General features: G+C 70.3%; 12 protein-coding genes and 1 tRNA gene. 9 read left to right on the top strand and 4 right to left on the bottom strand.

What is annotated here, in order from left to right:
- Positions 1-7 precede the first annotated feature (7 nt).
- From V8201_RS05905 to V8201_RS05915, 3 genes are all read right to left on the bottom strand, one after another.
- A complete protein-coding gene (locus tag V8201_RS05905; protein ID WP_336544716.1) occupies positions 8-2,572 on the bottom strand; it encodes a beta-mannosidase in 2,565 nt (854 codons plus the stop codon).
- Positions 2,569-4,899, bottom strand: coding sequence for a beta-N-acetylhexosaminidase (locus tag V8201_RS05910; protein WP_336544717.1), 2,331 nt, complete (start codon positions 4,897-4,899; stop codon positions 2,569-2,571). The genes V8201_RS05905 and V8201_RS05910 overlap by 4 nt, the downstream gene beginning before the upstream one ends.
- A 158-nt stretch (positions 4,900-5,057) precedes the next feature.
- Positions 5,058-7,832, bottom strand: a complete 2,775-nt coding sequence (locus V8201_RS05915) for a TonB-dependent receptor (RefSeq protein WP_336544718.1) — start codon at positions 7,830-7,832, stop codon at positions 5,058-5,060.
- Positions 7,833-8,248: 416 nt separating this feature from the next.
- Here V8201_RS05915 and V8201_RS05920 point away from each other — a divergent pair, with 416 nt between their 5' ends.
- The 7 genes from V8201_RS05920 (at position 8,249) to nagE (ending at position 19,211) form a co-directional block, all read left to right on the top strand.
- A complete protein-coding gene (locus V8201_RS05920; RefSeq protein ID WP_336544719.1) occupies positions 8,249-9,034 on the top strand; it encodes a copper homeostasis protein CutC in 786 nt (261 codons plus the stop codon).
- Between the two features lie 76 nt (positions 9,035-9,110).
- A complete protein-coding gene (locus V8201_RS05925; protein WP_037530205.1) occupies positions 9,111-9,848 on the top strand; it encodes a GntR family transcriptional regulator in 738 nt (245 codons plus the stop codon).
- A 40-nt stretch (positions 9,849-9,888) separates the two neighbouring features.
- Positions 9,889-10,908 carry an SIS domain-containing protein gene (locus V8201_RS05930; protein ID WP_336544912.1) on the top strand — a complete coding sequence of 340 codons (1,020 nt, stop codon included), beginning with the start codon at positions 9,889-9,891 and terminating at the stop codon, positions 10,906-10,908.
- Complete coding sequence (nagA, locus tag V8201_RS05935; RefSeq protein ID WP_336544720.1) at positions 10,905-12,041, top strand: N-acetylglucosamine-6-phosphate deacetylase; 1,137 nt, start codon at positions 10,905-10,907, stop codon at positions 12,039-12,041. Before V8201_RS05930 ends, nagA begins: the two co-directional genes overlap by 4 nt.
- Entirely contained in the window at positions 12,038-14,953 is a 2,916-nt protein-coding gene (gene galA / locus V8201_RS05940) for a beta-galactosidase GalA (RefSeq protein WP_336544721.1), read from the top strand. Before nagA ends, galA begins: the two co-directional genes overlap by 4 nt.
- Positions 14,954-15,036: 83 nt before the next feature.
- Positions 15,037-17,520, top strand: coding sequence for a phosphoenolpyruvate--protein phosphotransferase (ptsP, locus tag V8201_RS05945; RefSeq protein ID WP_336544722.1), 2,484 nt, complete (start codon positions 15,037-15,039; stop codon positions 17,518-17,520).
- On the top strand, positions 17,517-19,211 hold the full coding sequence (nagE, locus tag V8201_RS05950; protein ID WP_235199438.1) for an N-acetylglucosamine-specific PTS transporter subunit IIBC: 1,695 nt from the start codon (positions 17,517-17,519) through the stop codon (positions 19,209-19,211). Before ptsP ends, nagE begins: the two co-directional genes overlap by 4 nt.
- A gap of 4 nt (positions 19,212-19,215) precedes the next feature.
- Here nagE and V8201_RS05955 read toward each other — a convergent pair whose 3' ends face one another.
- Positions 19,216-19,755: a pseudouridine synthase gene (locus V8201_RS05955; RefSeq protein ID WP_336544723.1), complete on the bottom strand. Its 540-nt coding sequence runs from the start codon at positions 19,753-19,755 to the stop codon at positions 19,216-19,218.
- Positions 19,756-19,856: 101 nt separating this feature from the next.
- Between V8201_RS05955 and V8201_RS05960 the strand changes: the two genes are divergently transcribed.
- Positions 19,857-19,930 (top strand) — tRNA-Gly (locus tag V8201_RS05960).
- A 169-nt stretch (positions 19,931-20,099) separates the two neighbouring features.
- Positions 20,100-20,660 carry a putative antibiotic biosynthesis monooxygenase gene (locus tag V8201_RS05965; RefSeq protein ID WP_152542028.1) on the top strand — a complete coding sequence of 187 codons (561 nt, stop codon included), beginning with the start codon at positions 20,100-20,102 and terminating at the stop codon, positions 20,658-20,660.
- Positions 20,661-20,921 lie beyond the last annotated feature (261 nt).

Genomic DNA, 20,921 nt, shown 5'->3' on the forward strand with positions numbered 1-20,921 from the left:
GAAAGGGTCATCGCGCCAGCGTCCGCAGTACCGGCGTCTGCTGGCCGGTCAGTGTCACCGTGATGCTCTCGCCGGGCAATAGGTCAAAACCATTGTCGGAAGCCTGGCCCGGCATATCGCCCATGTCGATCATCACCGCGCGCGCCAGCCGGGCGGCGGTGATCGTCGCCCGGTCGCCGTCGCGGCGCAGCGTCAGGCCGGGATCGGGATAGGCCATGTCCTTGGGCGCGAGCCGCTCGACGATCGTGCGGCTGACGCTGCGCCCGTCGATCAGCAGCTCGGCGACCGCATAGCTCTGCGCCGGCGGGGCGGCGCCGAACAGCGCGGCATCGGGCAGCGTCGCCACCGTCGCGGCGGAGAGCGGCGCGAGCGTCGCCGCCGCCTCGCGCGTCGCCAGCGTCGCGCCGGTCATGTCGCGCACCGTCACCCGCCAGCGCGCCGCGATCGGCGTCGTCGCGTCCGAGATCAGCGTCACCTGGGTGCTCGCGTCCTTATGCTCCGCGACGATCGCCTGCGGTGCGAAGAACCGCCGCGCCTCATACTGGAGCAGCTTCCACTGGCCGAGGTGATCGATGCTCGCCCAGCTGATCGACGGCCAGACGTCGTTGAGCTGCCAGAACAGCGACCCCATCGTCACCGGCCGGCAGGCGCGGTGGTGGCGCGCGGCGAGGCCGATCGCCTGCGCCTGATTGACCTGCGTCAGATAGACGAAGTCGGCGAAGTCCTTGGCCGGCCGCAGCCGCTGGTCGAGATACAGCCGCAGCCGGGCATTGCCTTCGCCCGCCAGGAACTTCTGATGCGCCTTCATCACCGCGCCGTCAGCATCGAGCGCGCCCGGCCCGGCGAAGTCGCGGATCGTCGCCATCGTCGGCATCGCCTGGAAGCCATATTCGGACATGAAGCGCGGGCAGTGATCGAGATATTGCTCGACCGGCTTCGATCCCGACCAGACGTCCCAGAAATGGCGATCGCCATTGGCGTCGGTATCGGTCGGGCCTTCGTAATCGCTCGACGGCGATCCCGGCATATAGGGCGTGCCGGGACTGTTGCGCGTGACGGCATCGCGCAGCACCCGGTCGAACAGCACCGCCATGCCAGTGCCGATCCGCTCCTGCTCGTCGGGGCCGACCGCGGTCTTGAACGCCTTGCGGTCGCTCCAATTCTCCCAGCCGGACAGGACTTCGTTATTGCCCGCCCAGAGGACGATCGAGGGATGGTCGCCGAGCCGCGCGACCTGCTCGTCCGCCTCGATGCGGACGTTCTCGCGGAATGCGGCCTCGGGCGGCGTCACCGAGCCGCCGAACATGAAATCCTGCCAGATCATCAGACCCAGCCGGTCGGCCATTTCGTAAAAGGCATCGTCGAGATAATAGCCGCCGCCCCAGACGCGGATCATGTTCATATTGGCGTCGCGCGCCGCGGTGAGCAGCCCCTGCATCTCGGCCGCCTCGACACGCGCCGGGAAGCTGTCGAACGGGATCAGATTGGCGCCCTTGGCGAAGACGCGATTGCCGTTGACGACGAAGGCGAAGGCGCCATCACGCCGGTCGAGCGACACGGTGCGCAGCCCGATGCGCCGCGCCCGCTGCTCGCTCGCCGCGCCGTCGACCAGCAGGGTCGTCGCGACGGTGTAGAGCGGCTGCGCGCCATAACCGGCGGGTTGCCAGCGCTGCGGCGCGGCGACGGTGAGCGGGATCGCGACGCGGTTGGGCCCGGCGGCGACCGCCACCGCCTGTTCGACGGTGCGCGCGGTGCCGTCGGGCGCGGTCATCGTCGTGCGCAGCGTCACCGTCTTCGCCCGGTCGGCGACGATCGTCGCGCGCGCGGTCAGCCGCGCCTCGGCATCGTTGAGCGCATCCTGTTCGACGCGCAGCGTCTCGATCCGCGCCGCGTCCCACGCCTCGAGCCGCGCCGGCCGCCACAGGCCGATGGTGACGATCCGCGGGCCCCAGTCCCAGCCATATTGGTATTTCGGCTTGCGGATATAGGGCGAGGTCTGGCGGTCGCCGGGATCGTCCTTGAACGCCGAGACATATTCGCCGGGCAGCGGGTGCTTGGCGGCGAGGACGAGCGGCGCGAGCTGCTTGATCGGCGAGGCGATGGTGACGAGGATCTCATTGTCGCCGGCCTTGAGCAGCGACTTGGCATCCGCGCGCCAGCGGCGATGCGCATTGTCGGCGGACAGCAGCACGCGACCGTTGACGCGCACCGTCGCGAAGGTGTCGAGCCCGTCGAAGACGAGGTCGAGATGGTCGCGCGCCAGCATCGCCGGCGACACCGCGATCTGCGTGCGGAACTGCCAGTCGGTCAGGCCGACCCATTGGATCGCGGCTTCGTTGGTGCCCTTGAACGGATCGGGGACGCGGTGGGCGGCGATCAGATCCTGCTGGACGCTGCCCGGCACGTGCGCGGGCAGCCAGCGCGTTTCCTTGGGATGCGCCTGTCCGGCAGCGCTGTCGGCGGGATCGATCCGCACCTGCCAGCCACGGTCGAGCGCCACGTCCGTACGCGGCGCGGCGAAGGCCGGCGTCGATGCGAGCAGGGCGAAGAGAAGGGGGAGGGCGGGCTTCACTGGACAGGCTCCGTCAACTGGACGTGATCGACCACGTAGAGCGGGTCGGCTAGCGGCGAGGTGAATTGCAGGCAGAGGTCGGCGTCGCGCGTCTGCGGCGGCAGCGCGGCCTCGAAGCGCATCCGGTTGGGCGCGCTTGCCGGATCGGGCAGCGGGAAGGTCGCCAGCACCGCCGGCCGCGGCGCGTCCTTCGTCGGGCAGCCGGCGGTGACGACCAGCTCGCCGTGCGGCGTGACGTTGTAGTGCGCGCGCAGCTTGGTGAACTCGTGCGCGAGCCCGAACGGCCGCGGCAGTCGTGCGACGTCCAGCGCGATCGTCCTCGCGCGGGCGATCGGTGCAGCGGGGAAGACCGAGCAAGTGTCGAACAGGTCGATCTTATAGGCGGGCGCGTCGGCGGTGGCGTCGGCGGTCAGCGGTACGTGCAGCGCCAGCGATCCGGTCGGGCAGGCGGTGAGCGCGTCATTGCCAGCGCCGAGCAACGCCTGCCGGTCGGTCGCGAAGCTGCGCGGCGCCGCCAGCGCCACGCCCGCGGCATCGAAGGCGGCGGCGCGGATCGTCGCGCCGGGTGCCAGCGTCAGCGGCGCGGCATAGCGCCGACTGTTGGCGGCGGGGGCGCTGCCGTCGAGCGTGTAGCGGATCGTGCCGAGCGGGGCCTGTGTCGCCAGGGCGACCGTCATGCGCCCGCTGCGCAGCACGTCGCCGCGCTTGCCCTCCAGCGTGTACGTGACCGCGAAGGCGCTGTCGGCGACCTCCAGCCCCGCGCGCCGCCAGCGCGCGATCTGCGGCTGAAGCCGTGCGACGAAGCCGGGAAAGTCGCGCGTCCCCGGCGCCGACCAGCTGATCTCGGCGAGCGCCGCGGCGCGCGGGAAGATCGCATGCTGCACCTGCCGCGCGGTGATGAGATATTCGCTGAACGCATTGCCCTGCGCGCCGAGGATATGTCCGGCGGCGGCGGCATCGATGCCCGCGGGCAGCGGATCGTAGCGATACAGGTCGGCCAGCGTCTGGATCGCCAGCCGGCCGGGCGGCTCGTCCGCCTGATCGCTCTGCGCATTGTCGAGGTAGAGCGTCGGCCCCGGCGACAGCACGACATCGTGCCCGCGCTTCGCCGCCTCGACCGCGCCCGTCTCGCCGCGCCACGACATCACCGCCGCCGATTGCGGCAATTCGCCTTCGAGGATCTCGTCCCAGCCGATCAGCCGCCGGTTGCGCTTGGCGAGATAGGCGGCGAGCTGGTCGATCAGCCAGCTCTGCATCTGCATCTCGGTCTTGAGGCCGAGCGATGCCATCTGCGCCTGCACAGCGGGCGAGCGCTCCCATTGATCCTTGACCGCCTCGTCGCCGCCGAGATGGATATACGGGCCCGGAAACACCGCGAGCAGCTCGTCGAGAATGTCCTCGACGAATCGCACCGTTTCGGGGCGCGGGTTGAGCAGATACGGATTGACGCCCCAGTCGTGGCCGACTGCGGGCCGATCGCCGAGCACGCCATGTTCGGGATAGGCGGCGACCAGGGCCTGTGCATGGCCGGGCAGGTCGATCTCGGGCACGACGACGATACCGCGCTCGGCGGCATAAGCGACGAGGCCGCGCAGCTCCTCCTGCGTATAGAAGCCGCCGACGCGCGCTCCCGGCGGGCCGCCGGCGGAGGGCGGGGTGCGCCAGGCGCCGACCTCGGTCAGCTTGGGATAGCGTTTGACCTCGAACCGCCAGCCCTGATCGTCGCTGAGATGGAGATGGAGCGTGTTGAGCTTCACCGCCGCCATCTGGTCGACGATATCGCGCAGCACCGCGACGGGCTGGAAATGCCGCGCCGGATCGATCATCAGCCCGCGCCAGGCGAAGCGCGGCGCATCGGCGATGGCGAGCGCCGGCACCGCGACCGGCCGGCCATAAGCGCGATCCGGGCTGAGCAATTGCGCGAGCGTCATCGCGCCGTGGACGAGGCCGCGATCGCCCGATGCACTGATCCGGATGCCGTGCGCATCGCTGTCGAGCCGATAGGCCTCGTCGCCGGTGACGGTCGCATCGCGGACGAAGCGGATCGCGGCCTCGCCGGCGACCGGTGCGAGCGCGATCCCGCGCGCGACGCGGACGTGCTGGGCGAGCAACCGCGCGGCGGCCGCCGCACCGGCATCGCCCGGCGGTGTGCCGACCCGCGCGCCGTCGGCGACGAGGAAGCTTCCGCTGCCCTGCGTCACGCTCTGCGGCAGGGGGACGAGCGGCAGCTCGCCCGCAGCCGGCGGGGCGGGGCGGGCGGCGGCGGGCGCGGTCAGCAGCGCCAGCGCAGCGCCGACGACGATCGCGATTCCCGGTTGCTCCCTCATGGCCGCCCCTTGGTCCTGTTTTGGTATTGATGGTATCTTGGCCGACGCTTTCCGCGGCGTCCATGCCTGATCTGCAAAAAAGCCCCGGCAGCCGCATCACGGGCTGCCGAGGCAATGATTTTTTACACACGTTATTTGAGTGGTTTGACCGGGGCGTCTTACATCCGGAACGACACCGCCGCCGCGAACGTGCGGCCGTTCTTGTAGAAGGCGGTGGGCCGGTCCGGCGTCGCATTATATTGCAGGTACGTCTCGTCGAGCAGGTTCTGCGCGTTGACGCTGAGCACGATGCCCTTGGTGATGTTGAGCGAGGCGGAGGCATCGAGCTGGCTGTAGGGCGCGACCATTTCGCGCGAGCCGAGCCGGCCGATCGTGCGGAAATAGCTCGACCGGTAATTGTAACTGACCCGCGCCTGGAACGGTCCCTTTTCGAAATAGGGGATCACGTTAATCGTATGCTCCGACAGATAGGGCAGGTTGAGCGTCGTGCCGGTCACGTCGGTATTGGAGGTCGAACTTTCCTGATAGGAATAATTCGCCTGCAAGCCGAAGCCGCCCCAGATGTCGCTCTGCGCGGAGATCAACGCGCCGTTGACCTTCGCCTTGCCGCCGTTGATCGGCTGGTTGACGTTATAGGTCGCCAACGCACCGGTCAGCGAGTTGAAGAAGACCGCATTGGTCCGCGTGTTGAAGATATAGTTGCTGATCTCGCGCCGGAACAGTTCGACCGCCAGCAGGCTGCCGGCGCGGGGGTAATATTCGGCGGTCAGTTCGTAATTGGTCGACTCATAGGGCTTGAGGTTGGGATTGCCGCCGCCACCATCGAGCGTGACGTTGTTGAGCGAGGTCGCCGCCGCCAGATCCTCGTAGCGCGGCCGGGCGATGACCCGCGCCGCCGCACCGCGGACGATCACCTTCGGCGTGATCGAATAGGCGATGTTGAGGCTCGGCAGGAACTTGAGATAGTCGTTCACCGTGCGGGTCGGCACCGGTACCGGATTGACCGTGTTGCTCAGCGTCGTCGCGTAATTGGAGATGTCGCGGGTATAGACGAGCCGGCCGCCGATATTGCCGCGCAGCCCGTCCTGATCGAAATTGGCCTGGGCATAGGAGGCCATGACCGTTTCGCGCACCTTGGTCGAGGCACCGACCTTGGTGACGAGCGGGCTGTTGATCGCATTGGCGAGGATGTCGATCACCGACTGCTGCGGCAGGTTGAGATATTTGGTGGCGTTGCCCATGCCGCCGCTGCCGTCGAACGTGCCGTCGGGCGTGGTAAGCGCAGTGACGCCGAGCTGGGTGACGTCGAGCGACTGCTGCAGATAGGTGTTGATCCCGCGCGCATCGACGCGATTGACGTGATCGGTGACGCGGCTGCCGAGCAGGATCTCCGTGAACGGCCCGACGCTGACCGGGATGGTCGCGTCATAGCCGCCGAAGATATCGCGATCGGTGGTGACGCTATAGTCCAGCCCGCCGATCTGCGCCGCGACCAATTGCGCCCCGGTCGACGTCAGCACCGGCCGCCCCTCGATCTGCGCGGCGTTGTTGTTCGGATTGGTGAAATAGTTCGCCGGATTGGTCAGGTCGCCGACGAAATTGACCGTCGCGGTGTTGTTGGTGAAGGCGTAGCTGTACGGCAGCTTGGTCTGCACGTTGAACAGATATTCGGGATTGCGGCCGCCCTTGGCGCGCGACCAGCCGCCCGAGAAGTTGACCTTGGCGCCGCCGTCGCCCTCCCAGTCGGCGAACAGGTTGAGATTGTCGGTCTTGAGGCTGGTGCGGCGGACGAGCGTATCGAGCTGCGCGCTCTGGCTCGTCGCCGCGCCGAAGCTTGCGGCGGTGACGACGCCGTTGCTGATCGTCGCGGACTGCAACACGTTCCCCGTCCAGGCGCCGGGGATGGTGTACATCGACTGGCTGTAATTGTTGTAATTGCCGTCGATATGCGTGCCGTTGAGGGTGAGAGTCAGGTCGCTGCTCGGCCGGAACTGCATCGTGCCCGACACGCTCTTGCGCTCGCGCTGCTGCTGGAAATAGGCGTAGTTGATGCCGAAGGGCGAGGCCGCCTTGTACAGATCCTCGATCGTGCCGCCGGTGATCGTCGCGCCGGGGCTCTTGAGGCTGAGGGTGCCGTCGCTGGCGCGATTGACGAACGGGCTGTTGTAGGTGCCGTCGGCATTGGGTGCGGTATTGTCATAGCCGAAGAATTCGACGCCGGCGCGGGTCAGGTTCTGCTTGTCGTAGGTGGCGGCGACGAGCACGCCGAACGTCTCGTCGGCGTTGCGCCAGCTGTACAGGCCCGAGCCGCGGGCGTTGCCCTTGTCCGACCGGTCATTGTACGAATAGCCGCCCGAGGCGAAGATCGAATTGGCCGGCAGATCGAGCGGCCGGCGCGTGCGGACGATCACCGTACCGCCGAGGCTGCCCTCCTCGATCCGCGGCTCGGGCGACTTGTACACTTCGAGCCGGTCGACCAGTTCGGGGGCGAGCAGCGAATAGTTGAAGGTGCGGCTCGACGGATCATTGTCGTTGCCGCCCCAGTCGGCCGAGGCGAGCGCATGGCCGTCGAGCAGCATGCGGTTGAGCGCCGGATCGGTGCCGAGGATCGCCACCTTCTCGCCTTCGCCGAAGCGCCGGTCGATGCTGACGCCGGGAATGTGCGACAGCGATTCCGCGACGTTGCGATCGGGGAATTTGCCGACGTCTTCCGAGGTGATGACATCGACCACCGCATTGGCGTTGCGCTTGACGTTGATCGCCTTTTGCAGACTGCCGCGATAGCCGGTGACGATGATGTCGCCGTCGGCCGGTGCGTCCGTCGCGGTCGTCGTCGTCGCCGCCTGATCGTCGCTGCCGGGTGGGCTGGCGGTGGGCGCGGTCTGCGCCGTCGACGGAATGGCCGTGGCAAGGCCGGCCAGGGCCGTGGTCACGAGGATCGCATGGCGAAGGTGCATCAGCTTCAGTCCCCTTTGTGGCGCACGCCCGGCCGCATGCTCCGTTCACACAGCCGCATCGGCCGGCGGCGATCCACGAGCGTGCCATTTTGGCATATAAATCCGCTCGCTATGGAAAGGTTATAACCAATCCATGCCAATCCATGCATTAAAAGTGTAATATCGCTCGGCGAATGCGGCGAATTGTGTGACCGGTGGCGTGACCGCTCTGGGACCGTTACGGTCCGAAAGCGTGTAGCGCAGGTAAAGTGTAAAGCGATCAGTGATTTGGGAGAGAGGATCATGCGGGACGACGGATACGGCGGCGGCGGGTGTTGCAACGGTTCGTCGCACACGATCGCGACGGACGAGCGCCGGCAAACGCGGCAAGTGCGGGTGATGCGGGCCGAATCATGACGATGCAGGCGAATCGTCACGACACTTCGGACACCGCTCCGCGAATCACTCTGGAGATCTGCGTCGAGACCGTCGCGGGTGCCGCCGCGGCGATCACCGGCGGCTGCGACCGGATCGAATTATGTGCCGCGCTCGCGCTCGGCGGGCTGACCCCGTCGGCAGGTCTGGTCGCGGCGGTGCTCGATGTGGCGCGACCGGCCGGCGTGGCGGTGCGCGCGATGGTGCGACCGCAGCCGGGCGGCTTCACCTATGACGCGACGACGCTGGCGCTGGCGCAGCGCGAGGCGGCGGCGCTGGTCGCGGCGGGGGTCGACGGCCTCGTCTTCGGCGCGACGCGGGAGGGGGCGCTCGACACGGCGGCGCTGGCAGGCGTCCGCGACGCGCTGCCCGCCACCGTCGGCATGACGCTGCATCGCGCGATCGACGTGGTCGACGATCCGGTCGCCGCGGTCGATACGGCGGTCGCGCTCGGCTTCGACCATATCCTGACCTCGGGCGGTGCGGCCTCGGCGCCCGCCGGGGCGGCGACGATCGCCCGGATGGTGGCGCGCGCCGCGGGCCGCTGCACCGTCATGGCCGGCGCCGGTGTCGCCCCCGGCAATGTCGCCGCGCTGATCGCCGCCACCGGCGTCCGCGCGGTCCACGGCTCGGCGAGCACGGCCGCCGCACCCGCCTCCGCCGAGCGTATCGACTTCGGGCCGCCGCCGCGGATCACCAGCGCCAGGGTCGTCGCGCAGCTACGTCAGGTCATTGACGACCAGTCCAATCTAGGACAATTGTAGGGCAAGGCGCCACTGGCGCCGCTCTGCGAGCCGTGGCACCCGTTGACGCCACAAGCAGCAGAACAGGGAGTGAGGGATGAGTTTCGTGAGCCGGGTGGGGCGGTTTCGTGCCGACAATCCCTCACCGCTCTATCTGCAGCTGCAACAGCTCATCCGCGACGCGATCGGTGGCGAGGTGATCACGCGCGGCGATGCGATTCCGGCCGAGCGCGATCTCGCCGTCGAATATGGCGTGTCGCGCATCACGGTGCGCAAGGCGATCGAGGGGCTGGTCGAGGAAGGCCTGCTCACCCGTCGCCGCGGCGCGGGCACCTTCGTCGCCGGGCGCGTCGAGAAGAATTTCAGCAAATTGTCTTCCTTCTCGGAGGATATGATCGCACGCGGCCTGACGCCGAGCAGCAGCTGGGTTTCGCGCAGCGTCGGGACCGTCAGCCCCGAGGAATCGATGGCGCTGGCCTTGTCGCCGAGCGCGCCGGTGTTCCGCTTCCAGCGGCTGCGCTTCGCCGACGAGGTGCCGATGGCGCTGGAGGTGGCGACGATCGCCGGTTTCTGCCTGCCGTCGATCGATGCGGTCGAAAGCTCGCTCTACGCCGCGCTGACCGAGGCGGGGCATCGCCCGGTGCGCGCCCTCCAGCGGCTGCGCGCCGTGCCGTTCGGCACCGACCACGCGCGGATGCTCGGCGTCGATCCGGGCTCGCCCGGTCTGCTGATCGAGCGGCGCGGCTTCCTGCGCGACGGCCGCGCCGTCGAATTCACCCGATCCTATTACCGCGGCGACAGCTACGATTTCGTGGCCGAGCTCGCCGACAGCTGACACGAGCCCGGGGGCCCTGAACCAAGTGACGACCGATACGATGACGGGCACGCTGATGCGCGCCGAGACGCTGGAGGCGGGAGCGACCGTCGCCCGGCTGGTGGCGCGCAACACCGCCGCGCTGACCGCGCTCGGCGAGCGGCTGCGTGCGACCCCGCCCGACGTGGTCGTGACCTGCGCGCGCGGATCGTCGGACCATGCCGCGATGTACGGCAAATATCTGATCGAGACGCTCATCGGCGTGCCGGTCGCCTCCGCCGCGCCCTCGGTCGTATCGCTGTTCGACGCGCCGGTGACGACGCGGCGCGCATTGTGCATCGCCATCTCGCAGAGCGGTCGCAGCCCCGATCTGCTCGCGACGGTCGAGGCGCATGCCAAGGCCGGCGCCGACGTGGTGGCGCTGGTCAACGACGAGACGTCGCCGCTCGCCGAGATGGCCGACACGTTGCTCGCGCTCAGCGCCGGGCCGGAACGCTCGGTCGCCGCGACCAAATCGTGCATCGCCGCGATGGCCGGCCTCGCCGCGCTGGTCGCGGCCTGGTCGGGCGATGCCGCGCTCGCCGAGGCGGTGAAGGCCTTGCCCGAACAGCTCGAACGCGCCGTGGCGCTCGACTGGAGCGCGGGCGTCGAGCCGCTTGCCGAGGCGAAGCAGATGTTCGTCATCGGTCGCGGCTATGGCTTCGGCGTCGCGCAGGAATGCGCGCTCAAGCTCAAGGAGACCTGCCAGTTGCAGGCCGAGCCGTTCAGCGCCGCCGAAGTGCGCCACGGCCCGATGGCGATCGTCGGCGAAGGCTTTCCGGTTCTCGCGCTGGCGACCTCCGACGCGGCGGGCGACGACGTGATGGCGGTGGCGGAAACCTTCGCCGGCCGCGGCGCGACCGTCCTGTCGGCGCATGCCGGCGATGCGCGCGCCAACCTGCCGGCGCTCGACGCGCATTCGGCGGTGCAGCCGATCCTGATGCTGGCGAGCTTCTACGGTCTCGCCGAGGCGCTGTCGCGGCGGCGCGGGCTCGATCCCGACACGCCCCCGCACCTCGCCAAGGTGACGCGCACGCTATGAGCGAGGCGTTCCGATATACCAACGGCCAGGTCGTCGTCGCCGATGCGGTGTGGCGCGGTGCGGAGATCGTCGTTGCGGGGGATCGCATCGCGTCGATCCGCCCGCTCGACGGCGACGCGGGTGACGCGGTCGATCTCGACGGCGGCTGGCTGATGCCGGGCTTCATCGACACCCAGGTCAACGGCGGCGGCGGCGTGCTGTTCAACGACGAGACCGACATCGACGGCATCGCCGCGATCACCGCGGCACATGCGCGCTACGGCACCACCGCGCTGCTGCCGACGCTGATCAGCGACACGCCCGACCGTATCGCGCTCGCGCTCGATGCGGTGGATGCGGCGATCGCGGCGGGCGTGCCCGGCGTGGTCGGCGTGCATATCGAGGGGCCGTGGCTCAACGTCGCGCGCAAGGGCATCCACGACCCGGCGCGCTTCCGCCTGCTCGATGCCGAGATGATCGCGCTGCTCACCCGGCCGCGTCGCGGCAAGGTGATGGTGACGCTGGCGCCCGAGCTGGCGCAGATCGATGACATCGCCCAGCTGACCGCCGCCGGCGTGCTGGTCAGCGCCGGTCATACCGAGGTGAGCTATGACGGGGCGCTCGCCGCCTTCGATGCGGGGCTGAGCGGCATCACCCATCTGTTCAACGCGATGCCGGCGATGGTGCAGCGCACTCCCGGCCTCGTCGGCGCAGCGCTCGACGATCCGCGGCCGTGGTGCGGGCTGATCGCCGACGGCGTCCACGTCGCTCCGGCGGTGCTGCGCATCGCGCTGCGCGCGCGCGGGCTCGACCGGATGATGCTGGTCACCGATGCGATGTCGTCGGTCGGCGCGGAGGTGAAGGATTTCGTCCTGCAGGGGCGGCAGATTCGCGTGCGCGACGGCATCTGCTCCTATGAGGATGGCACCTTGGCCGGATCGGACCTCGACATGGCGGCGGCGGTCGCCAATGCGATGGGGATGCTCGGGCTCGAGCCGGTGGCGGCGGCGCGGCTCGCCGCGGGCAATCCGGCGGCCTTCCTCGGCCTGTCGGCGGAACGCGGGACGCTCGCCGCCGGGCTGCGCGCCGATTGGGTGCAACTGACCGCGGCGATGGCGCCGGTCGCCACCACCATCGGCGGCCATCCGGCATGACGATCGACCGGCGGCAGCTGCTCGGGTCCGCCGGTGCCGGTCTGACGCTGACCCTGCCCGCCGCCGCGCGCGCAGCGCGCGGGCCGGATTATGGCGCGCTGCCGATGCCCGCCCCGGTCGACGGCCTGCGCGCGCCGCTGCCGGTGGGGGATCCGTCGCGGATCGGCTTCGACCAGGGCTGGCTGTTCCACGAAGGCGACATCGCGGTGCCGCCGGCGGCGACGCATAACGAGACCTATCTGCGCGCCAAGGCGGGCAATGCGGTCGGCGCGGCGGCGATCGATTATGACGACAGCGACTGGCCGCTGGTGACGCTGCCGCATGACTGGGCGTCGTTCCAGCCGTTCGTCGAGAGCGCCAATGTCGCGCAGGGCTATCGGCCACGCGGCATCGGCTGGTACCGGCGCAGCTTCCACCTCGATCCCGCCAGCCGCGGCCAATATTGCGAATTGCAGTTCGACGGTATCGCCACCAACGCGACCATCTGGGTCAACGGTAGCGTCGTCGCGCATAATTGGTCGGGCTATAACAGCATCTACGTCGACATCACGCCGTTCGCCCGCTTCGGCGACGAGCGCAACGTCGTCGCGATCCGCGTCGATGCCGAGGCGATGGAGGGCTGGTGGTATGAAGGCGCCGGCCTCTACCGCCATGCCTGGCTCGCCCGCCGCGCGCCCGTGTCGATCGTCACCGACGGCGTGCATTGCGACCCGCGCGCCGGCAGCGGCGGCGGCTGGAGCGTGCCCGTCACGGTGACCGCGCGCTCGACCGAGGCCGCGGCGGTCGGGGTCCGCGCCGTGGCCCGGCTGCTCGATTCAGGCGGCCGGACGGTCGCGACCGCGACGACCGATATGGCCACGGTGCCGCCGCTCGGGCAGGGCGACCTCACCACGACGCTGACGATCGCCGATCCGGCACTCTGGTCGGTGGCGACCCCGACGCTGTACACCGTCACCGTGGCGCTCGAACGCGACGGCGCGACGGTCGATGCGCGCAGCGTGCCGGTCGGCTTCCGCACGATCCGCTTCGATGCCGACCGGGGCTTCTTCCTCAACGGCGCGCCGGTCAAGCTGAAGGGCGTGTGCATCCACCACGACCATGCCGGCGTCGGCGTCGCCCTTCCCGACGCGCTGATGGCGTGGCGGCTGGAGCGGCTCAAGGAGCTGGGCTGCAACGCGATCCGCTGCTCGCACAACGCGCCGCCGGTGGCTTTCCTCGACCTATGCGACCGGATGGGTTTCCTCGTCATGGACGAGAACCGCAATTTCAATCCCTCGCCCGACTATATGGCGCAGCTCGAATGGCTGGTGCGGCGCGACCGCAACCATCCCAGCGTCATCCTCTGGTCGGTGTTCAACGAGGAGCCGATGCAGGGCACCCACGCCGGCGTCGAGATGGTGCGGCGGATGGCCGCCGCGGTGAAGCGGCTCGACGACAGTCGCCCGGTCACCGCCGCGATGAACGGCGCCTTCTTCAATCCGGAGAATGTCTCGACCGTCGTCGACGTCGTCGGCTTCAATTATTATCCCGGCGATTACGACAAGTTCCACGCGCTCAACCCGACCAAGCCGATGACCAGCTCGGAGGATACCAGCGCGTTCGAGACGCGCGGCGCCTATCAGACGATCCCGGCGAAGAACATCCGCTCGTCGATGGACGACGATGCGGCGGGCTGGGGCGAGACGCACCGCAAGGGCTGGGCAGAGATCGCCAGGCGCCCGTTCGTCGCCGGCGGCTTCGTCTGGACGGGCTTCGACTATCATGGCGAGCCGACGCCGCACGTCTGGCCGACGATCAGCAGCTTCTTCGGCATCCTCGACCTCTGCGGCTTCCGCAAGACGGCCTATGACATCCATCGCGCCGGCTGGATCGACGATGCGCCGGTCGTCGGCCTGGCGCCGCACTGGACCTGGCCCGGACGCGAGGGGCAGCCGGTGCCGATCCTCGTGCTCAGCAATGCCGAGCGGATCACGCTCAGGCTCAACGGCCGCGTCGTCGGCGAGGCCGCGGTCGACCGGCTGATGGGCAACAGCTTCACCGTGCCCTATGCCCCCGGCACGATCGAGGTGATCGCCTCAATCGGCGGACGCGAGGTGGCGCGCGCTGGGCATGAGACGGCGGGGCCACCGGTGGCGCTGCGCCTCACCCCGGCACGGCGCGCGATGGCGGGCGACGGCGAGGACGTCCAGCCGGTGACGATCGACGCGATCGACGCGCGTGGCCGCCACGTCCCCACCGCCAATCTGCCGACGCGGTTCGTCGTCACCGGCGCGACGATCATCGGTGTCGGCAACGGCGATCCCAACAGCCACGAATCCGAGAAGGGCGACAGCGCGACGAGCGGCGCGCGATCGCTGTTCAACGGGCTGGCGCAGGTCATCGTCCAGGCCGACGCCGGCGGGCGCGGTCGCATCACGCTGCGCGCCACCGCGCCCGGTCTGCGCCCGGCGGCGCTGATGATCGACCGTGTCGCCGCCACGCCCCGCGCGCAGGTCGCACCGCTCGCCGCGACGCGGACGATCGACGACTGGCGGCGCTCGCCCTTGCTCGCGGCGCGCCCCGACGCGTCGCTGGCGCCGGCAGAGAATGACAATAACAGCTGGGCCTTCGTCCACAGCGGCACCGCCACCCCGGCCGAGGCGCAGGCGGGCTGGCAGGTCTATCGGGCCAGCGTCACGCCGGTGCGCGTCATCGCCGCGAAGGGCGGCCGGATCGCCTTCGCCGCGGTCGCAGGACGGGCCGAACTGTGGGTCGACGGACGCAAACTCGCCGACAAAGCCGGAGCGGCGGTCGGACCGATCACGGCGGCCTTGCCGGCGGGCGCGGGGCCGCGTGCGATCGTCCTGATCGTCGCGCCCGAGCCGGGCCGGCCCTCCGGCATCGTCGGCCCGGTGACGATCAGCGCGGGCTGAGGCGCTCACAAAGGTATTCAATAGGTATTGTCAGCGGGTTGCCGCGCGATACACTGCGCGTCCGACCGGCGAGGAATGATGGAATGACCGACAAGCAGCTGCTGGCGCCACTCGCGGGATGGGTCCTGCCGCTGACCGCCGTGCCCGATCCGGTCTTCGCCGAGGGGATGATGGGGCCGGGCGTCGCGATCGATCCGACCGGTGACACGCTTCACGCGCCCTGTGATGCGCGGGTCCAGACGCTCCACGCTGCCGGTCATGCGATCACCCTCGACCTCGGCGACGGCGTGTCGCTGCTCGTCCATATCGGCATCGACACGGTGCGGCTCGGCGGCAGCGCCTTCACCCCGCTCGTCGCGCCGGGCGACAGCGTCCGCGCCGGTGATGCGCTGATCCGCTTCGACCTCGATGCGATCGTCCGGCAGGCCGCCTCGGCGGTGACGCCGGTGCTGCTCGTCGAGGGCGCGGCGACGATCGCGCCGATCGCGGGCGAGGGGCTGATCGCGGTCGGAGCCCCGCTCGCGCGGATCAGCGCCGCCACCGCCGAAGGCGGCTTGGCGGACGCCGCGGCGGGCGAGACGCTGCGACGCGACGCCACCGTGCTGCTGCCCCATGGCCTGCACGCGCGGCCGGCGGCGCGGATCGTCGCCGCGGTGCGCGACAGCGGCGCCGAGGTGACGCTGACCGCCGGTGACGACAGCGCATCGGCGACGAGCCCGATCGCCTTGCTGTCGCTCGGCCTCGCGCAGGGCCGCGCCGTCACCATCACCGCGCGCGGCGGCGATGCGGCCGGCGCGATCGACGCCGTCGTCGCCTTGCTCAGCGCCGAGGTCGACGCGCCGCCGCCGGCCGTCGCGCCGCCGCCTGCCGCCGCGCCGTCGCTCGAGCCGGGGGCCTTGCCCGGCGTACCTGCCGCGCCGGGCGTGGCGATCGGCCGCGCCGTCTGGCTGCGTCCCGACATTCCCGAGCTGCCGACGACGGGCGAGGGGGTGACGATCGAACGGGCGCGCCTCGCCGAGGGTATCGCCGCGGTCACCGCCGACCTCGCCGCCACGGCGGGCGGCGGGCAGATCGGCGGCGTGCTGGCCGCGCATCGCGCGATCCTCGACGATCCCGACCTGCGCGGTCGAGCCGAGGCGGGGATCGCCAACGGCATGGCGGCGGCGGCGGCGATGATGACCGCGGCGGAGGCGCAGGGGGCGCAGCTTCGCGCCACCGGCAACGCCCGCATCGCCGAACGCGCCGACGACATTCGCGACGTCGCGTTGCGCGTCGTCCATGCCATCCTCGGCACGCGCGCCGCAGCGGTCAGCGTGCCGGCCGGCGCGATCGTGCTCGCCGACGATCTGCTGCCCTCGCAATTCGCCGCGCTCGCCGCGGCGCAGGTCGCCGGCTTCGCGGTGGTCGGCGGTGGCCCGACCTCGCACGTCGCGATGCTCGCCGCCGGCCTGGGCGTGCCGATGGTCGTCGCGCTCGGCGACGCGCTGCGCGTCATCGCCGACGGCACGATGCTGATCCTCGACGCCGACGCCGGTGCGGTCGTCGCCGATCCTGCCCCCGATCGCATCGCGCAGGCGCAGACGGTGATCGACCGCCGCGCCGCCGCCGAGGCCGCCGCGCGCGCCGCCGGTGACGCTCCCGCGGCGACAGCCGATGGTACGGCCATCCACGTCTATGCCAATCTCGGCTCGATCGCCGATGCCGAGGCGGCGGCGGCGGCCGGTGCCGAGGGCTGCGGCCTGCTCCGCACCGAGATCCTGTTCCTCGACCGCGCCGTCGCGCCGGACGTCGCCGAACAGGCGGCGGATTATCGCGGTGTCGTCGCGGCCCTGCCGGGGCGGCCGGTGGTGATCCGCCTGCTCGACGTCGGCGGCGACAAGCCCGCGCCCTATCTGGCCATTCCCCCCGAGGAGAATCCGGCGCTCGGCCTGCGCGGCATCCGCGTCTCGCTGGCGCGGCCGGAGGTGCTCGACACCCAATTGCGCGCGATCCTCGCCGTGCCCGAGATCGACCGGGTGCGCATCATGGTGCCGATGGTGGCGAGCGTCGCCGAACTGATCGCGGTGCGCGCCGCGCTCGACCGGCTGCGCGACGAGCTCGGCATCGGCCCGGTGCCGCTCGGCGCGATGGTCGAGACGCCGGCGGCGGCGGCGACCGCCGATCTGATCGCCGCGCATGCCGACTTCCTGTCGATCGGCAGCAACGACCTGACCCAATATGTGCTGGCGATGGATCGCGGCAATCCCGCCGTGGCCAGCGGGATCGATGGCCTGCATCCGGCGGTCCTCCGCCTGATCGGCATGACCTGCGACGGTGCGGCGACACGCGGCGTGCCGGTCAGCGTCTGCGGCGGGCTTGCCGCCGATCCGCTCGCCGCGCCGATCCTGATCGGGCTCGGCGTCCGCACCCTGTCGGTGCCGCCGGCGCGCGTGCCGGCGACCAAGGCGCTGGTCGGGCGGCTGACGCTGGCGGCGGTGCGGACGCATGCCGCCGCGGCGACCGCCGCCGCCGGCGCCGCGGAGGTCCGCGCGCTCGCCCGCCAATTCGCCGAGGAGATCAGCCGATGACCCGTTCCACCGCCGGCGCCACCATCATGGGCTTCCTGCAGCCGCTTGGCCGCGCGCTGATGCTGCCGATCGCGGTGCTGCCGATCGCCGGGCTGCTGCTTCGCCTCGGTCAGCCCGACCTGCTCGACATTCCCTTCGTCAGCGCGGCGGGGGATGCGATGTTCTCCAACCTCGGCCTGCTGTTCGCGGTCGGCGTCGCTACCGGCTTCGCACGCGACGGCAATGGTGCCGCGGCGATGGCGGGGATCGTCTGCTATCTCGTCTCGGTCAACGCCTCGCAATCCTTTCTGACCGTGCCCGCCGCGACGCTCGCCAACGTGCCCGACGCGCTCGTCGCCGGCGTGTCAGCTGCGTGGAAGACCGCCGCGATCGATCGGCTGGAGGTGCCGGTCGGCATTCTCTCGGGGCTGGTCGGCGGCGGTTTCTACAACCGGTTCGCGACCTTCAAGCTGCCGGATTATCTCGCCTTCTTCGGCGGCCGTCGGTTCGTGCCGATCATCGCCGGCATCGCCGGGCTGGTCATCGCGCTGCTGCTCGGGCTGAGCTATGCGCCGATCGACGCCGGGATGGATGCGCTCAGCCACGGCGTCGTCGCGGCGGGCGGCTACGGCTATTTCGCCTTCGGCCTGCTCAACCGGCTGCTGCTCGTCACCGGCCTGCACCATATTCTCAACAACGTCGCCTATTTCGTCGTCGGCGATTATCACGGCAAGACCGGCGACCTGACCCGCTTCTTCGCCGGCGATCCGACCGCGGGCGGCTTCATGAGCGGCTTCTTCCCGGTGATGATGTTCGGCCTGCCCGCCGCCTGTCTCGCCATGTACCACGCGACGGCGCCGGAGCGGCGCAAGGAAGTCGGCGGGATGCTGTTCAGCCTCGCGCTGACCTCGTTCCTTACCGGCGTCACCGAGCCGATCGAGTTCAGCTTCATGTTCCTCGCGCCGGTGCTCTACGGCATCCATGCGCTGCTCGCAGGGCTCGCCGAGGCGATCATGAACGCGCTCGGCGTCCGGCTCGGCTACGGCTTTTCGGCAGGGCTGTTCGATTATGTCCTGAACTACGGCAAGGCGACGCGGCCGCTGATGCTGCTGCCGGTCGGGGCGGCCTATGCGATGATCTACTACGTGCTGTTCCGCTGGGCGATCGTCCGCTTCAACCTGCCGACGCCGGGGCGCGAGGCGCCCGAGGCGGTGCCGGCCGGACCGGCGGTGGCGGCCGATGCCAAGGCGGCGGCGTTCGTCGCCGCGCTCGGCGGTGCGGCCAATCTGCGCGGCATCGACGCCTGCGCCACCCGGCTGCGCCTGTCGGTCGCCGACGCCCAGGCGATCGACGAGCCGCGGCTGCGCCAGCTCGGCGCGCGTGGCGTGCTGCGCCCGTCGGGGACGGCGGTGCAGGTGATCGTCGGCGGCATCGCCGACGGGCTGGCGATGGAGATGCGCGCGGCGCTCGACGCCGGCGGTACCGCGACCGCGCCGGTCGCGGCCCCGCCGGCCGCCGCACCGGTGACGCTGCCCGGGACGATGGTCGCTGCGCTCGGCGGCAGCGGCAATGTCGGCGCGGTCAGCCGCCATGCCGACCGCTATCGCGTCGTCGTCACCGATCGCACGCGGGTGGACGAGGCCGCGCTGCCGCCCGAGGTCCGCACCATCGCCTGGCCGAGCCCGGCGGTCGCGCACCTGCTGCTGCGCTGAGCGGCTAGCGGAGGATGCGATGTTCGCCGGGCGCCAGCCCGTCGAGCGTCCATTCGCCGATCCGCCAGCGCACCAGCCGCAACGTCGGATAGCCGACCGCCGCGGTCATCCGCCGCACCTGCCGGTTGCGCCCTTCGCGCAAGGTCAGCGACAGCCAGCTGACGGGGATGTGCGCGCGGACCCGGATCGGCGGATCGCGCGGCCAGAGCGCGGGATCGTCGATCCGCGCCACCTCGGCGGGCCGCGTCGGCCCGTCGTTGAGCATCACCCCGTCGCGCAGCCGCGCCAGCGCCGCGTCATCGGGCTCGCCCTCGACCTGCACCCAATAGGTCTTGGCGAGCTTGAAGCGCGGATCGGCGATGCGCGCCTGCAGGCGGCCGTCGTCGGTGAGCAGCAACAGCCCCTCGCTGTCGCGGTCGAGCCGTCCCGCCGGATAGACGCCGGGCAGGGCGATATGATCGGACAAGGTCGCCCGCGTCGTCCGCGCGCCGCGATCGGTGAACTGGCTGAGCACGTTGAACGGCTTGTTGAACAGCACCAGCATCGCGACGCGGTATCGCGTCGCCGCGCCGCTGTCGATTGCCCCGTTGCATTGCCGCCGCCGCCGGCTTACAGCCCGGATCGCGCCGCCGATCGCGGCCCGGCGCGGGTGTAGCTCAATGGTAGAGCAGAAGCTTCCCAAGCTTACGACGAGGGTTCGATTCCCTTCACCCGCTCCATTCCCGTATCCCTGAGCGCACGCACGGTTCAGGCCCCGGCTCGAGCGCCCGCCGATGTTCGCCGTGCAGGCGAAGCCCATGCATGACAGCGCCTTAGCGGAGCGCTCATCGCACTAATTTCGTTGCCCGATCGCGGGAACCCCAGGCCGCCTCGCGGGTCGCACCGTGCATGAACCTCGTCGCGCCCGCGTTCGCCACCCTTGCCATCTCCCGTGTCATGCGGCCCGGGCACGAACAGGCGTTCGAGCCGTGGGCGGATCGCTGCGTCGCCGCGGCGCAGGCCCAGCCGCGGTTCCGCTGCGCGGTGCGGCTGGCGCAGGCGGGCGGGCTGCATCATCTGCTGCTGCAATTCGGCGACCGGACGGCGCTCGATGCCTGGACGGGGCAGGACGGCTATCGCGCGCTGTCCGACGAGGCGGACGATTTCTCGGTCGGGCTCGACCAGTCCGATGCCGGCACGCTGCTCGCCTTCACGCTGCCGAGCGAGGCGGCGGCGCGCAAGTGGAAGACGGCCTGCGTCACCTGGATCGGCGTCGTGCCGACCCTGCTGATCGTCAGCGCGGTGATCGGCTGGCTGCTGCCCGGTGCGCCCAAGGTGGTGCAGCAGATCCTGTCGTCGGTGATCCTCACCGCGGCGCTGACCTGGCTGATCCTGCCCAAGGTGCGCGGCTGGTCGCGTTTCTGGATGCTGCAGGACGAGCGCGGCCAGTTGTTGCGCAACGCCGAGTGACGGATCGTCGGCGCGCGATTACGCTCATTGTCAGCGCTTCGCCCAGCCGACGGTGATGATCGGCGGGACGGGTCTGGACGGTCGCGAGGTCTGCGTCCGCGGCGAGGGCGCCGGATCGATGCTGCCGCAACTCGCGACCGTCGTCATGGCAAGACGGCGCCGGTCGCCATGACGAACGCCACAAGCATCCGTCGGTTGACCAAGTACGCCGGCAAGCCGCCCGCGCGCCGCTTTGCGCGGGCGCGCCGGGGCGGTAGAGGG

The sequence above is a fragment of the Sphingomonas kyungheensis genome, assembly GCF_037120395.1.
In the GTDB taxonomy this organism is placed as follows: domain Bacteria; phylum Pseudomonadota; class Alphaproteobacteria; order Sphingomonadales; family Sphingomonadaceae; genus Sphingomonas; species Sphingomonas kyungheensis.

Bases quoted from the DNA above. Each gene is read 5' to 3' on its own strand.
- V8201_RS05910 (WP_336544717.1), bottom strand. From the start codon at position 4,899: ATGAGGGAGCAACCGGGAATCGCGATCGTCGTCGGCGCTGCGCTGGCG.
- V8201_RS05920 (WP_336544719.1), top strand. From the start codon at position 8,249: ATGACGATGCAGGCGAATCGTCACGACACTTCGGACACCGCTCCGCGA.
- V8201_RS05925 (WP_037530205.1), top strand. From the start codon at position 9,111: ATGAGTTTCGTGAGCCGGGTGGGGCGGTTTCGTGCCGACAATCCCTCA.
- V8201_RS05930 (WP_336544912.1), top strand. From the start codon at position 9,889: ATGACGGGCACGCTGATGCGCGCCGAGACGCTGGAGGCGGGAGCGACC.
- nagA (WP_336544720.1), top strand. From the start codon at position 10,905: ATGAGCGAGGCGTTCCGATATACCAACGGCCAGGTCGTCGTCGCCGAT.
- galA (WP_336544721.1), top strand. From the start codon at position 12,038: ATGACGATCGACCGGCGGCAGCTGCTCGGGTCCGCCGGTGCCGGTCTG.
- ptsP (WP_336544722.1), top strand. From the start codon at position 15,037: ATGACCGACAAGCAGCTGCTGGCGCCACTCGCGGGATGGGTCCTGCCG.
- nagE (WP_235199438.1), top strand. From the start codon at position 17,517: ATGACCCGTTCCACCGCCGGCGCCACCATCATGGGCTTCCTGCAGCCG.
- V8201_RS05955 (WP_336544723.1), bottom strand. From the start codon at position 19,755: ATGCTGGTGCTGTTCAACAAGCCGTTCAACGTGCTCAGCCAGTTCACC.
- V8201_RS05965 (WP_152542028.1), top strand. From the start codon at position 20,100: ATGAACCTCGTCGCGCCCGCGTTCGCCACCCTTGCCATCTCCCGTGTC.